This window comes from uncultured Microbulbifer sp., from assembly GCF_947498635.1.
GTDB classification, from domain to species: Bacteria; Pseudomonadota; Gammaproteobacteria; order Pseudomonadales; family Cellvibrionaceae; genus Microbulbifer; species Microbulbifer echini.
In genome coordinates, this window is record NZ_CANMKV010000009.1 from 92,133 (window position 1) to 105,388 (window position 13,256).

The 13,256-nt window shown below is 54.2% G+C and carries 12 protein-coding genes; 8 read left to right on the forward strand and 4 right to left on the reverse strand.

The genetic code is table 11. The features are described from left to right. Positions 1-3 precede the first annotated feature (3 nt). Positions 4-444, forward strand: coding sequence for a DUF2793 domain-containing protein (locus tag Q1A69_RS06655; protein ID WP_299582960.1), 441 nt, complete (start codon positions 4-6; stop codon positions 442-444). On the opposite strand, the gene Q1A69_RS06660 is transcribed toward Q1A69_RS06655, so the two are convergent. Then, entirely contained in the window at positions 441-662 is a 222-nt protein-coding gene (locus Q1A69_RS06660) for a hypothetical protein (RefSeq protein WP_299582963.1), read from the reverse strand. The genes Q1A69_RS06655 and Q1A69_RS06660 overlap by 4 nt on opposite strands. A 289-nt stretch (positions 663-951) precedes the next feature. Here Q1A69_RS06660 and nhaA point away from each other — a divergent pair, with 289 nt between their 5' ends. After that, positions 952-2,286, forward strand: a complete 1,335-nt coding sequence (nhaA, locus tag Q1A69_RS06665) for a Na+/H+ antiporter NhaA (RefSeq protein WP_299582966.1) — start codon at positions 952-954, stop codon at positions 2,284-2,286. Between the two features lie 316 nt (positions 2,287-2,602). On the opposite strand, the gene Q1A69_RS06670 is transcribed toward nhaA, so the two are convergent. Further along, a complete protein-coding gene (locus Q1A69_RS06670; protein ID WP_299582969.1) occupies positions 2,603-3,754 on the reverse strand; it encodes a saccharopine dehydrogenase NADP-binding domain-containing protein in 1,152 nt (383 codons plus the stop codon). A gap of 397 nt (positions 3,755-4,151) precedes the next feature. Between Q1A69_RS06670 and Q1A69_RS06675 the strand changes: the two genes are divergently transcribed. From Q1A69_RS06675 to Q1A69_RS06690, 4 genes are all read left to right on the forward strand, one after another. Continuing rightward, on the forward strand, positions 4,152-5,429 hold the full coding sequence (locus Q1A69_RS06675) for an NAD-dependent epimerase/dehydratase family protein (protein WP_299582972.1): 1,278 nt from the start codon (positions 4,152-4,154) through the stop codon (positions 5,427-5,429). A 26-nt stretch (positions 5,430-5,455) separates the two neighbouring features. After that, a complete protein-coding gene (locus Q1A69_RS06680) occupies positions 5,456-6,760 on the forward strand; it encodes a condensation domain-containing protein (RefSeq protein WP_299582975.1) in 1,305 nt (434 codons plus the stop codon). A gap of 65 nt (positions 6,761-6,825) precedes the next feature. Then, positions 6,826-7,653, forward strand: a complete 828-nt coding sequence (locus tag Q1A69_RS06685) for a glycosyltransferase (RefSeq protein ID WP_299582978.1) — start codon at positions 6,826-6,828, stop codon at positions 7,651-7,653. Next, complete coding sequence (locus Q1A69_RS06690) at positions 7,653-8,579, forward strand: NAD(P)-dependent oxidoreductase (protein WP_299583099.1); 927 nt, start codon at positions 7,653-7,655, stop codon at positions 8,577-8,579. The genes Q1A69_RS06685 and Q1A69_RS06690 overlap by 1 nt, the downstream gene beginning before the upstream one ends. Before the next feature lie 23 nt (positions 8,580-8,602). Here the strand turns inward: Q1A69_RS06690 and Q1A69_RS06695 are convergent, their stop codons facing one another. Then, on the reverse strand, positions 8,603-9,328 hold the full coding sequence (locus Q1A69_RS06695; RefSeq protein ID WP_299582981.1) for a UDP-2,3-diacylglucosamine diphosphatase: 726 nt from the start codon (positions 9,326-9,328) through the stop codon (positions 8,603-8,605). Positions 9,329-9,363: 35 nt separating this feature from the next. Next, positions 9,364-9,873, reverse strand: coding sequence for a peptidylprolyl isomerase (locus Q1A69_RS06700; protein ID WP_299582984.1), 510 nt, complete (start codon positions 9,871-9,873; stop codon positions 9,364-9,366). A 212-nt stretch (positions 9,874-10,085) separates the two neighbouring features. Here Q1A69_RS06700 and Q1A69_RS06705 point away from each other — a divergent pair, with 212 nt between their 5' ends. Next, positions 10,086-11,759 carry a glutamine--tRNA ligase/YqeY domain fusion protein gene (locus tag Q1A69_RS06705; RefSeq protein WP_299582987.1) on the forward strand — a complete coding sequence of 558 codons (1,674 nt, stop codon included), beginning with the start codon at positions 10,086-10,088 and terminating at the stop codon, positions 11,757-11,759. A gap of 87 nt (positions 11,760-11,846) precedes the next feature. Then, positions 11,847-13,226, forward strand: coding sequence for a cysteine--tRNA ligase (cysS, locus tag Q1A69_RS06710; protein WP_299582990.1), 1,380 nt, complete (start codon positions 11,847-11,849; stop codon positions 13,224-13,226). Positions 13,227-13,256: the final 30 nt, after the last annotated feature.

A 13,256-nucleotide genomic window follows, 5' to 3' on the forward strand; every position in this document is an offset into this window, starting at 1 on the left:
ACCATGAGCAACACACCGAACAACGGCATTCCCTACGCACAAGAGGGCACCCTAGACCCCGCCGCCAGCCTCAACCAGGCCCTGGATACAGTAGACGCGCTGCTACAGCTGGAAGTGCAAGCCATACAGAACGATCCTCCAGCCTCCGCCAACGACGGTGACCGCTGCCTGGTTGCTACAGGCACCGGCACCTGGGCTGGCAAAGACGGCCAGCTGGCCCGCTATGTGGCAGACCCCGGCTACTGGCAATTTTTCCCGGCAAAAGTGGCCCTGATTAAAGCGGACGGCCTGCTGTATATCAACGGTAGTAGCGGCTGGCAGGTGGCCAACCGTCCGGCGGCACTGCCGCAGATTACTGGCGACACAAGCAGTGATCTGGCTGGGGTGGTCACGCAGATGTTAAGCGTGTTGAATGAGGTTTATTGGGATAACCAAGTGAGTTAAGGGCCCAAGCTGTAATGTCTGAAACCGTTGTACTGAATGATTTTCGCTGTCGTAACTGCCGCAGAACAATTGGCATTTGAGACCGCTTCTCGCGCGGTTTCCATGACACCAATCGATAGTTGCGTGGTCACGATATCACCTATGGCACCGGGCACGATGGTGGCGATCGAATACTCGCCGTCTATGATTAAAGCATCGCAGAGGGTGACCTTCACCATGGGTACGGACGCCCACTTCGACATTAGGATCGAGTTCATTTAGGCGCAGCGCAGCTAGCGTTCGAGTCGGATGACGTAAAACGGCAAAGAAATCAACCCGAGCCAGTACCGGTACGTTTGCCTGATGGGGCGGACGGACAATAAGCTTTAAGCGCTCAACTGGGTGGTTGGGTATTCGATGGGCTGCGTTATGGCCAACCTAATTCTAACGGCTGTCGCTCACTCCAAGTTAAAACTCCAAATTTTAATCCTTTAGCAATTGACGTTGAGTGGAGTTCATTAGCTTTTAATGATTAAAGATCAAAAAGAAAATCCAGAAACCACTCGATTGCCAAAGGAGCTGGTTGATCGGCTGAAGAGACCCTTTGTACGATTCTTGCACATTGCGTCAGCCGGAGGGGCTGTTCTCCTATTGTTCACTGTTGCCGCTCTCGTTTTGTCCAACTCACCTTGGGCCGACTCGTTCGAACATGTCTGGGAGACACCCATAGGTTTCCGGGTTAGCTCGTTAGAGTTTGCACGCTCACTGCGAGAGTGGATTAATGATGGCCTGATGACGCTGTTTTTCTTTCTTGTCGCATTGGAACTCAAGCGCGAGCTGGTTCTCGGAGAGTTAAACAACCCTCGTATGGCTGCTCTATCAATATCAGCCGCCTTGGGCGGTATGATCGCCCCCGCTTTGATATATCTTGCGCTGCAATCAGGTCAACCCGGCCAAAATGGGTGGGGCACTGTCATGGCAACTGACACGGCGTTTGTTATCGGTTGCCTAGCTCTGCTTGGCTCGCGCATACCGCAAAGCTTACGCGTCTTTATGCTGTCTTTAGCGATCGTTGACGATATCGGTGCCATTCTTGTCGTAGCCATCGGTTACAGCGGCAACATTGTCTGGGGTGCTTTGGCGCTGGCTGCACTTGGCTTAGTAGTTTTACGTGCCTTGGCAATACTCGGATTTCGCGGTTTTCCGCTCTATTTCCTGGTGGGCGGGCTCATCTGGCTTGCCGTGGATGCGTCCGGCATCCACGCCACCATCACTGGCGTGATACTTGGGTTGATGACTCCTGCGCGCCGATGGGTCAGCGACAATCGATTGTACGAGATACTGGATCAGGTGATTGCGCATCCAGGCGTTCACGAAAGCAGTGCAGACACTAAAGATCGAGAGACATTGCAGATAGCCGAGGTTGCCGTACGTGAAACGCTGTCTCCACTAGAGCGCCTGGAGATATGGCTACATCCATGGGTGGGTTTTGCCATCATGCCGCTCTTCGCATTTGCCAACGCCGGGTTGCCGCTGACTTTTAACGGCCTTGGTAATTCGGTCACAGTGGCCATTTTCTTAGGTTTCGTACTTGGTAAGCCTGTTGGTATTCTGTTGTTTAGTTGGCTGGCTATACGCTCGCACATTGCGATTCGTCCACCAGAACTCAGCTGGCGGTTGCTAATAGGCGGCAGCTTGCTCGCCGGAATCGGCTTCACCATGGCGCTCTTCATAGCGAATATGGCTTTCGGTAAGAGTCTAATTGACAGCGCTAAGTTGGGAATCGTCCTCGCATCCGTTTTTTCCGCAGTGGCGGGTCTCACACTGTTGATGTGGCTGCCTGCGCGTGGGAAAACGCCTTAGGCATAGAGTCGCGGTTGATTTACCCAAAAACAGTCAATCACCCAAATACGCTCGATCAATCTGCCCACCGGAATTACCCCTTATGGCCTTTATTTGTCCATGGCGGCTTATGGTGGAATGCTTCACCGCAATTTTCTCTACAACGCTCTCGGCTTTAGCTGAGGTACCACGCAAAAACGTAGTGACCGCTGGCGCTGTATTTTAGTGAGGGGGGTATTAGGGCGCGTTTCAAGCCGTTGGGCTGAATGACTTACTGTGCGCCCGTAATTGGCCGAACAGTTTGCCTGGGTAGGGCTGAACGTTCATCGTCTCTCACCTAGCTGGCGATGGCCGGCATACGTTCGCGCGAGTGGGTCTCTATTGCGGTGACAACGGCATAGTCATTCAGTTCAAGGAGGATTTCATCCAGACTGAGAAGTTGCCAGCAGGCTCTTGCTCCGGCCTTAATGGCTTTGTCGTGGAGAAACTTTCTTGCGAGGGCGGCAGTAGGCGCCGCCGCAATCCAGGGGCCATCACCATTCAACCCGAGCACTTGCCAGCAGCGTGTAGCGGTTTCCCCATGATCGTTTTCGCCCTCGGCACGGACGATCATACCGCCATGGGGGGTGCCCCTAGGCCAGCGGTCAGTGATCTTGTGGCCCAGTTGGGCGAGACGCGCACTGGTTGCTGGTAAGTGAAGACGCGCCAGTTTGGCGCAGGCAGACAGGCCGACTTGCAGGGGGAGTGGCTCCAGACCTGTGGCAAAGCGGGCGCTGTGTAATTCCGGAAAGTGCTTTGGGCAGAGTTCAAGGTCGGGCACGTCAAAGTCGCATAGCCAGCGTTTGCCCACCGGGTGAGCCAGGGTGATGGGACGGAGATTATTTCCCGCGTGAGATTCCCGCCAGTAGCCGCGTTGCAACTGGGGGAAACCGTGACCGAGGGATTCAAAACCTGCGCGCACGGTAGCCAGGCCACGGTCGATGCGGTGTGCTGGCGCTATAGCAATGTCCACCGAATGGATCACGGGCAACTCCCGCTGGATTTCAGCGAGTGCGGCGGAGCTCAGGCCGGGCAGGCTGCTGGCACCGGAGACCATGGCGATTCCCGCTGCCTCTGCGGCCGGAGACAGGCGGTGGAAATCGCAGACAAAACGGCGTCCATCGGAGATGTCAATATAGGGAGTGCGGGATTCAATACAGGCTTTGGCAACCCGATAATCACTTTCGCTTTGAAAAGGCCCGGCGCAGTGGATTAAAAGATCCAGATGCAGCGCTTTGAGTTGCGCAGAGAGGTTGATGGCATCACGCTCCAGGCGCAATCCCTCGGCGGGCTCACCAAGGTGTTCGGCACATTGGTCCGCCAAGGTCTTATTACGGCCGGCAATAATCAGCTGGATATTGGGTTCGGAACGCAACATATGCGCGATGCATGCCCCAAAGTTTCCGTAGCCGCCAAGTATCAATACGCGTTTGTTCAGGTTGTTAATCACCTGGGTCGCTCTCCTCTCCCCTGAGGTCAGAGGGGATCATGCAATGAGGGGATGGCGTAAATCAAGCGAATCTTGATTTCAGCGGTCAGCCGATCAGGTCGTCGCTGTGATTCATTGGGTACAGTCAAGACGCCCAGCCTAAAAGAGCATATTCCTTGATGTGTGATGCATAAGCGCGGGGCGATCACGCTTTTTTTGAGAATTTGTGAGCAGCACTTATTCATCAAAAGGTTGTGAAAAAGGCTATTTTTTCTTCTTTCGCCGCCATTGGCCGCGCCACGGAATGGATGGCTGCCTCTAATAAGTGGCACTGTCAGCGGCTAAGCTGGGGGGGGGTGTATATTATTTATACATGTCTTTCAGTGTTTGGCGCAGACTTTTCTCAGGGGAGGCAAATATGCGGCAAAATGGTAACTCCCGCATTTTAGTGTTGGGTGGTGATGGCTTCTGCGGCTGGCCTACAGCTTTGTATTTATCGCGCAAGGGTTATGCCGTCACTATCGTGGATAACTTTTCCCGGCGCCGTATCGATGAAGAGTTGGGGGTGGAGTCGCTGACACCGATCGAGAGTATGGGGCAGCGTTTGCAGTGCTGGTGGGAGATGACCGGATTAACGATTGATCTCCTCAAGCTGGATTTAGCCTGTGACTTTGAGCCTTTGGTTGAATTGATTGCTGAGACCAGGCCCGCCGCTATTGTCCATTTCGCTGAGCAGCGCGCCGCTCCATACTCAATGAAATCCTCGCGCCACAAGCGCTATACCGTTTCCAACAATATCAATGCCACCAATAATATACTCGCTGCCGTGGTGGATGCTGGCGTCGATAGTCATATTGTTCATCTCGGCACTATGGGGGTCTATGGGTATGGCTCTGCGGGTATGAAAATCCCCGAGGGTTACCTGGATGTAGAAATTCCACTGGATAATGGCCAGCGGATTTCCCAGCAGATTCTTTACCCGAGTAATCCGGGCAGTATTTACCACCTGACCAAATCCCAGGATCAGCTGCTCTTTGCCTACTACAACAAGAACGATGGTATGCGAATTACAGACTTACACCAGGGCATCGTGTGGGGTACCCAAACGGTGGAAACCTCCCTGGATGAACGTTTGATCAACCGCTTTGACTACGATGGCGATTACGGCACGGTGTTAAACCGCTTCCTGATGCAAGCGGCTACCGGGCATGAATTAACGGTACATGGCACTGGTGGGCAAACCCGTGCTTTTATTCATATTTCCGATACCGTGCGTTGTATCCACCTGGCGATAAGCTCCCCGCCCGATCCCGGTGAGCGGGTGCGTATCATGAATCAAATGACCGAAACTTATCGGGTGCGCGATCTCGCCAGAATGATTGCGGATGCCAGTGGAGCCCCGGTGGCGTTTGTCGATAATCCTCGCAATGAGGCTGCGGAAAATGAATTGTTTGTGGAGAATGCCCGCCTGTGCAAACTGGGATTGAAGCCGACCTATCTCGCTCAGGGGTTGATGGAGGAAATCTCCGAAGTTGCGGAAAAGTATGCCTATCGCTGCAATCCAGAGTTGATACCCTGCCGCTCCTATTGGCGTACCGGTAATGCCCCCCAGGAAGGTGCTGGCACAGCGCGGACCCCTCATCTATGTCGGGTATTAGCGGGGCCCCCAGGTTTAATTCGGCCTGCGGATGGCTAGAACTTCGCGGCTAACTGGAGAAAGACATGGCGGGCTGGGAGGATTCTTCGAAGGTACCCCTGTCGATAACTGAGCAGGGTATCTATAACTTGAATCACCGCAAGTCCTTGGCGGATTTGATTGCACGCGCCATGCAGATTAAAGGCGACCTGGATGTCGAACTGTTTGAAAAAGCCGTGCCAGGGATTGTAAATACGTATCCTATTTTTCGCTGTCGTTACAAAGGTGAACCGGTTGTTCGCAGTCTTGGCGATGTAGAGCTGGACTATATGGATATTCGCCACATGAGTGTGGCCCACATTACCAGCTTTCTACGACAGTTCAGTAGTTCCCCCATGGATTTGGGCTCGGACCAATTAATTGGGCTAAGCCTTTTTCGTACCGGTGAAGATGAATATATTTTCCTCACCAAGTGCCATCACATTATTACTGATGGTATTAGTCTGTCATTGCTTTGGGCTGAATGCCTGACGGCCTATCTGAGTATGTCGGCGGGCAAGGTTTATGAATCCCAAGTGCAAATCACGGATTTTTCCGACTATGTCAATTTTGAGGAGATGTACCTGGAGTCAACACGCGGGCAAAAGGCATATTATTACTGGCGAAATAAGTTGGAGTTGCAACGGGAGGCGGTGGAGAAGGCCTCCGACGAAGAAATAGCCTCGATCATTTGCGCTGAGGTGAATCACAAAATTGAGGGGGGGGAGTTTGCACAAATACAGGCCAATGCTAGCGCCGCTCAGGTGAGCCTTTTTGCCTACTTATGCGCCGCCTACCAGCTCACCTTGTGCGAATTTTTACATCACGACTTTTGGATGAATACCAATCTGTCGCTGCGGTTGAAGCGCGAACACCGGTTTATTTTGGGTCCCATGTTCCGCTACGCCAATTTAGCGGTTTGCCGGAATGAAACCTGGGAGGAAAAACTGAATCGCCTTTCAGTAGAGATTAGGCGGGCAATTCGCAGTGCTTACGCTGCCGACTCCATTGGCCCCCACGGCAGCATTGGACACGGACTAAATGCTTCCAATTGCTTCCTGATTACTTTTCTTCAGGCAGAAGAGCATCAGGAAGGGTTCACTGCAGTGTATACGGGTGAAATATCGGATTGGGTGACGGTAAATGATCAGTTAAAAATACGCACGACGCCTTTGCCTACTCGCCTGACCCCTTACGGTATTTACCTCTCATTGGCGGTGTTTGGCGGTCAGCTGCGCGCGAGCTTTATCTATAATGTGAACTGCTTCAGCGGCGAACTGGTGGAGAGCATAGTGAATCGTTGGCGCATGCGTTTGATCAACGGCTCGGGGGAGAAAATGCCCTCCTTGTAAGAGGCACTCTTGTGGGCCTCGCCAGGTCTCAGCCACTAAAATCCTATAAATTTGTAGTAGTGTCCATGCCTCGATGTGCTTTTGTTACCCTCGTTAATAGTCAGGACTATGTGATCGGTGCTGTTGCCTTGAAGCGTTCCCTGGAGCGGGTGGCAAGTATTTTCCCTTTGGTTTCCATGGTGGTTGCGGGCAGTGTCGACACGGCGCCACTTGAGCAGTCCGGGTGTCTGGTGCGGGAAGTCCAAGCTCCGAATTTTTCTGCGGGCTTTATCCAGCGTCACGGGCGCGAAGGGCTCCATCAGCGGGCTCCATTCGATTGTGGAACTAAACCCCAATTCCATATTCCGCTCAATAATTTTTGTAAGTTAGCGCTTTGGCGCCTGGCGGAATATGACAAAGTTGTGTTTCTGGATGCGGATATTTTAGTACTGCGCAATATTGACCATCTGATGGAGTATCCGCAATTTTGTGCGGCGCCCAACGTGTATGAGGGTTTGGATGGGTTCGCGCGCATGAATTCCGGTCTGTTTACCGCCGTGCCCAGTGAGACGACTTACCGTAAAATGCTCGCATTGTTGGACAGGCCAGGCGTTTTCTGGCGGCGTACGGATCAGACGTTTCTACAGGTATTCTTCCCCCGTTGGCACGGCCTGCCATATATCTACAACGCTTTGCAGTATCTCTATCTGAATCTGCCGCAATTGTGGTTGTGGAGCAGTATTCATGTCATCCACTACCAGTATGAAAAACCCTGGCAAGCACCGCATGCCAAAACCCAGCGGCTTAAGCCGCTGGTCGAGTTGTGGTGGGCGGTGAATCAGGGCCGTGATATCAGCGCAAGAATCGATCAGCTCGCCCGTGAGCAGCGCCAGTCAGCGGGTGGTGTTTTGTGATGATTGGTATCACCGGCGCCAGTGGCTATGTGGGGCAATTCATTGTCCGTTATTTTCTCGATCACGGTTACCGAGTGCGGGCGCTTTCGCGCACGGGGCGCAAGTCCGGTTTATTTCCCTGCGCAACGAGTAGTGGCTTTGAGTGGGTTGCGGGGGATATGGCCGATCGCCATGTTTCATCGAAGTTTGTGCGTGGGCTGAATGCCGTGGTGCACTGCGCCTATGATCACATACCGGGCCGCTATCGCGGTGGAGAGGGGAAAGATCTCTCAAGATATCTCGAGTCCAACCTGAACAGCACATTGGGACTGATGCAGGAAGCGCATTCAGCGGCCGTGGATAAGTTTGTTTTTATTTCCAGCAGGGCGGTGTATGCCACCGGGCATTTGCGCGGCAGCCTCTACGAGCATCAGGCGGCGCGCCCGGAGACTTTTTATGGGGCCTATAAGTCTGCGGTGGAGGCGATGGTGTCCGCCTGGGCTCAGCAGCGCCAATGGCATGCGGTATCTCTGCGCCTCACCGGCGTGTACGGCGTGGTGAATCCCCTGGAGCGCAGCAAGTGGTATGACATTGCCCGTGCGGTTGTCAGCGGCAAACCCTATACGAAGGCCAGGGCAGCGACTGAAGTGCACGGTGAGGATGTTGCCAGGGCAGTGGAGCTGGTGCTTTCTGAGGAGGATGCCAAGGGGCAGGCGGTAAATTGTAGCGATCGCCTGGTGACGTATCGTGAGGTGGCGGAGATTCTTCAGTCTATGATGGGGAAACGCAGTCCCCTCCCGCCTGAAGCCGAGGGAGAGCCACCAGCGGCAATGGACTGCGCCTATTTACAGGGCAAGGGGTTTCACTTTGGTGGAACGGAGCGCCTGCACCATAGCCTGCGTCTACTGGCAGAAGCCGTGCAGCTGGAGCGGCGGCTCTACCAATAGTGCAGGGGTTGGCACTGCGGGGATCAGCCGATCGGCCAGTGCATTAATTCCAGTGAATTTTCACTCGCCTTCAGGCACCAGGCATTACTCTCCCAATCCCCCAGTACGATGCGCTCCGCCGGAGAGCCGTTGAGGGTGAATGGGTGGCGACCGGGCCTGTGGGTGTGGCCATGGATTATTATGTCCACGTCCTGTTCAGCCATCACTCGCTCCACTTCCTCAGGGGTGACATCCATGATGTCTTCTGCCTTGCGGCTGTTCATGGCCTTTGAGGCGGCGCGGATTTGTGCGGCGATAGCGCGGCGTTCCTGTAGCGGTTTGACTAATAATCCCTGCTGCCAGGCGGGGTCTCGTGCCTGGCGCCGGAAAGTCATGTATTCCTCGTCGCGGGTGCACAGGCTATCGCCGTGCATCAGCAATACCCGGTGGCCCGCAAGCGTGAGGCGGGTTGGATCTTGCAATAACTCCGCCCCCGCGCGCTGGGCGAAGTCGTTACCGAGCAGGAAGTCTCGATTGCCGTGCATCAGGTACAGTTTTGTCCCGGTGCCACTGTAACGGTCCAGCTCCCGCACAACCTCATCGATCAAGGGGGTATCGTCGTCATCGCCGATCCAGGCCTCGAAGAAATCACCGAGTATATATAGTGCTTCGGCGCCGGCGGCCGGGCCGCGCAGAAAATCAAACAGGGCCCGAGTGATCTCCGGACGGCTCTCGTCGAGGTGCAGATCGGAAATAAAATAAATAGACAATGTTCCCGCCTTAGAGTCTGTGTGGACTCGTAAAATTACTTGTCTGCGTAATCGTCAGAGATGCTGATGCTGGTGATTTCGATGCTTTCCAGTGGGACGTCCTGATGAAAACCCTTGCTGCCAGTTTTTACGCTTTTGATCTTGTTGACCACGTCCATGCCCTCGGCCACTTTGCCGAATACACAGTAGCCCCAGCCCTGGGTGTCTTTGCTGCGGAAGTTCAGGAAGTCGTTGTCCTTCACATTGATGAAAAACTGAGAGCTGGCAGAGTGCGGATCCATGGTGCGCGCCATAGCCAGGGTACCGGTGTCATTCTTCAGACCGTTGTCGGCTTCGTTTTCAATGGAATCGCGGGAGGCTTTTTGTTCCATGTCGGGGGTCATGCCGCCGCCCTGAACCATAAAGTTATCGATCACCCGGTGGAAAATGGTCCCAGTGTAAAAATCATCACGACAGTACTGCAGGAAATTGGCTGCAGTCTTGGGGGCCTTGTCGAAATCCAGTTCGATAGTGATATCTCCGTGGGTAGTGTGCAAGGTGATCATAAAATGTCCTATGGGGGTTGATTTTGGCCGGCATGATACCTTTTCGTCAGGAGGTGTAAAACGCCGAGTCGCGATATCATAATGGATTGTCTAAAAAGTGTGCGCCATCGGCGAATTTCCCGGTTTGGCGCTTTGTTAAAGAGGATATTCTGTGGCTCAACTAGGGTATAATTCGCCGTTTAAGTTCGCACAGCTGTAAATAAGAGAATCCTATGACATCCGAGAGCAAGCCCGCTCACTTTTTACAGAACCTTATTCGCGAAGACCTGGCAGAGGGCCGGGTATCCCAGGTGGCAACGCGTTTTCCACCGGAGCCGAATGGATATCTGCATATTGGCCACGCCAAATCCATCTGCCTCAATTTTGGTCTGGCACAGGAATTTGGCGGCACCTGTAATTTACGCTTTGATGACACCAACCCGGCCAAGGAAGAAGAAGAGTTTGTCGATGCGATTAAGCGCGACGTCTCCTGGCTGGGTTTTGAGTGGAATGGCGAAGCCAAATACTCCTCGGATAACTTTGACCAATTGTACCAGTGGGCCCTGCACCTGATTAAAGCCGGCAAGGCCTACGTCTGCGATCTATCCGCCGAAGAGGCTCGCCACTATCGCGGCACGTTGAAAGAACCGGGCAAAAACAGCCCGTACCGCGATCGCTCCGTAGAAGAGAACCTGGCGCTGTTTGAGAAAATGCGCAATGGCGAGATGGAAGAGGGTCAGTGCAGCTTGCGCGCCAAGATCGATATGGCCGCGCCCAATATCAACCTGCGCGACCCGATTATTTACCGCATTAAGAAAATGGCGCACCACCAGACTGGTGACAAGTGGTGTATCTACCCCAGCTACGATTTCGCCCACGGCCAGTGCGATGCGATTGAAGGTATCAGCCACTCCATTTGTACCCTGGAGTTCGAGGATCACAAGCCGCTGTACGACTGGTTGATCGAGAACCTGCCGGTGCCTTCGCGTCCACGCCAGTACGAATTTGCCCGCCTGCACCTCAACTACACCGTGGTGTCCAAGCGCAAGCTGAAGCAGCTGGTGGATGAGGGGCATGTGGATGGTTGGGACGATCCCCGTATGCCGACGTTGTCGGGTATGCGCCGCCGCGGCTTTACGCCGACTTCTATTCGCAACTTCTGCGAGATGATCGGTGTAACACGATCCGACTCCGTAGTGGACGTCGGTATGCTGGAATACAGCATTCGCGATGACCTGGACAAGAATGCACCGCGCGCTATGTGTGTGATGGAGCCTTTGAAGGTCACCCTGAAGAATTACCCGGAAGGTCGGGAAGAAATGCTGTCCGCACCGGGCCACCCGGTACGCGACGATCTGCCGGCCCGTGAACTTCCCTTTGGCCGCACTCTCTATATTGAGAAAGAGGATTTCCGCGAAGAGGCCAACAAGAAGTACAAGCGCCTGGTGCTGGGCAAGAAAGTTCGACTGCGCAACGCCTATGTGATTTTTGCCGAAGAAGTGGTCAAAAATGATGCCGGTGAGATTGTCGAGGTGATCTGCTCGGTAGATCTCGACAGTCTGGGTAAAGACCCGGCCGACGGCGTCAAACCGAAAGGCGTGATCCACTGGGTATCTGCGGTGAACAACGTGGAGTGTGAAGTGCGCCTTTACGATCGCCTGTTCAATGATTCCGCTCCAGATGCCGGCGGTAAAAATTTCCTCGATTGTGTTAACCCGGACAACCTGCAGATCCTCAAAGGTTGTAAGGCGGAAATCGGTCTGGCCAAGGCCGCGCCGGAGCAGGGTTACCAGTTTGAGCGCAATGGTTACTTCTGTCGCGACAGCAAATATGGCAGTGCAGAGGTGCCGGTGTTTAACCGCACCATTGGTCTGCGCGACAGCTGGGCCAAAGAACAAAATAAGTAACCAAACACTTCATTGCCCGAGTGGCAGTTTTGGCGGGCGGGCCAATGATTGGCCCGTCCCAGACAGTAAAAGAATTCGAGAGAAGAAATGCCTCTACAGGTCTACAACACGTTTACCGGGAAGAAAGAACCCTTTGTACCACTGGTGGAAGATCAGGTGCGCATGTATGTGTGTGGTCCCACCGTGTACAACCGCGTGCATATCGGCAATGCCCGCCCTGTAGTGGTGTTCGATACCCTTTACCGGATGCTGAAGCGAAATTTCAGCGATGTGATTTACGCGCGCAATATTACCGATATTGACGACAAGATCATGAAGACCGCACGGGATAACGGTGAGGAAATCGGCGTACTATCGGCGCGTTATGCGCAGGCTTACTATGAGGATATGGCCGCGCTCAACAACCTGGAGCCAGATATTGTCCCCTACGCCACCCAGCACTTGCCGGAAATGATCGCCATGATCGAAAGCCTGCTGGAAAAGGGCCATGCCTACGCCGCTGAGGGCCATGTGCTGTTCGCGGTGGAATCCATGGAAGAATATGGCCAGCTGTCCAGGCGCTCCCTTGACGATATGCTCGCCGGTGCGCGGGTCGAAGTGGCACCTTACAAGAAATACGCCGGTGATTTCGTACTGTGGAAGCCCTCCTCAGAGGCGGAGCCGGGCTGGGACAGCCCCTGGGGCCGCGGTCGTCCGGGTTGGCACCTGGAGTGCTCGGCGATGATCAAGAAGCACCTGGGCGACACCATCGACATTCACGGCGGTGGTCGCGATCTGACCTTCCCACACCACGAAAACGAGCGCGCTCAGAGTTGCTGCGCCAATGGTGTGGATTTTGTGCGCTACTGGATGCATAACGGCTACGTGAATATTGATGGCGAAAAGATGTCCAAGTCCCTGGGCAACTTCCGCATGGTCAAAGATCTGCTGGGCCAATTCCCCGGTGAGGTATTGCGTTTCGCACTGCTGTCGGCCCACTACCGCTCCGAGCTGAATTTTAGTGCGGACCTGCTGGATCAGGCTTGGCGCACCCTGGATACCCTCTACGGCGCCCTGCGTGAAACCGAAGCGGTTGAGGCCGAAACCGCGGACTTGAGCGGCAGTGCTTTTATCAAGGCGCTGGAAGATGACCTGAATACGCCTATCGCCATCAGTGAGCTGCACCAGATTGCCCGCGACCTGAATAAGGCAGAAGATGCCGATAAGCCGCGTCTGAAAGGTTTGCTACTGGCTGCCGGCGATATGCTGGGCATCCTTCAACAGGACCCGGAAGCCTGGTTTAAGCAGGCCCGCGGAGGCGAGGAATTGATTTCCGCGGAAGAAATCGAAGCCCTGATCGAAGAGCGAGTGCAGAGCAAGAAAAATCGTGACTTTGCCCGCGCCGATGGAATTCGTGAGGAGTTAAAATCCAAGGGTGTGGTTCTCGAGGACAGCCGCGAGGGTACCAAGTGGCGCCGGGAATCATAGAGCGCCCAAAATTTGCCTAAAGGTTTCTCC

Coding starts and splice junctions, on each gene's coding strand:
- Q1A69_RS06655 (WP_299582960.1), top strand. CDS start 4: ATGAGCAACACACCGAACAACGGCATTCCCTACGCACAAGAGGGCACC.
- Q1A69_RS06660 (WP_299582963.1), bottom strand. CDS start 662: ATGGTGAAGGTCACCCTCTGCGATGCTTTAATCATAGACGGCGAGTAT.
- nhaA (WP_299582966.1), top strand. CDS start 952: ATGATTAAAGATCAAAAAGAAAATCCAGAAACCACTCGATTGCCAAAG.
- Q1A69_RS06675 (WP_299582972.1), top strand. CDS start 4,152: ATGCGGCAAAATGGTAACTCCCGCATTTTAGTGTTGGGTGGTGATGGC.
- Q1A69_RS06680 (WP_299582975.1), top strand. CDS start 5,456: ATGGCGGGCTGGGAGGATTCTTCGAAGGTACCCCTGTCGATAACTGAG.
- Q1A69_RS06685 (WP_299582978.1), top strand. CDS start 6,826: ATGCCTCGATGTGCTTTTGTTACCCTCGTTAATAGTCAGGACTATGTG.
- Q1A69_RS06690 (WP_299583099.1), top strand. CDS start 7,653: ATGATTGGTATCACCGGCGCCAGTGGCTATGTGGGGCAATTCATTGTC.
- Q1A69_RS06700 (WP_299582984.1), bottom strand. CDS start 9,873: ATGATCACCTTGCACACTACCCACGGAGATATCACTATCGAACTGGAT.
- Q1A69_RS06705 (WP_299582987.1), top strand. CDS start 10,086: ATGACATCCGAGAGCAAGCCCGCTCACTTTTTACAGAACCTTATTCGC.
- cysS (WP_299582990.1), top strand. CDS start 11,847: ATGCCTCTACAGGTCTACAACACGTTTACCGGGAAGAAAGAACCCTTT.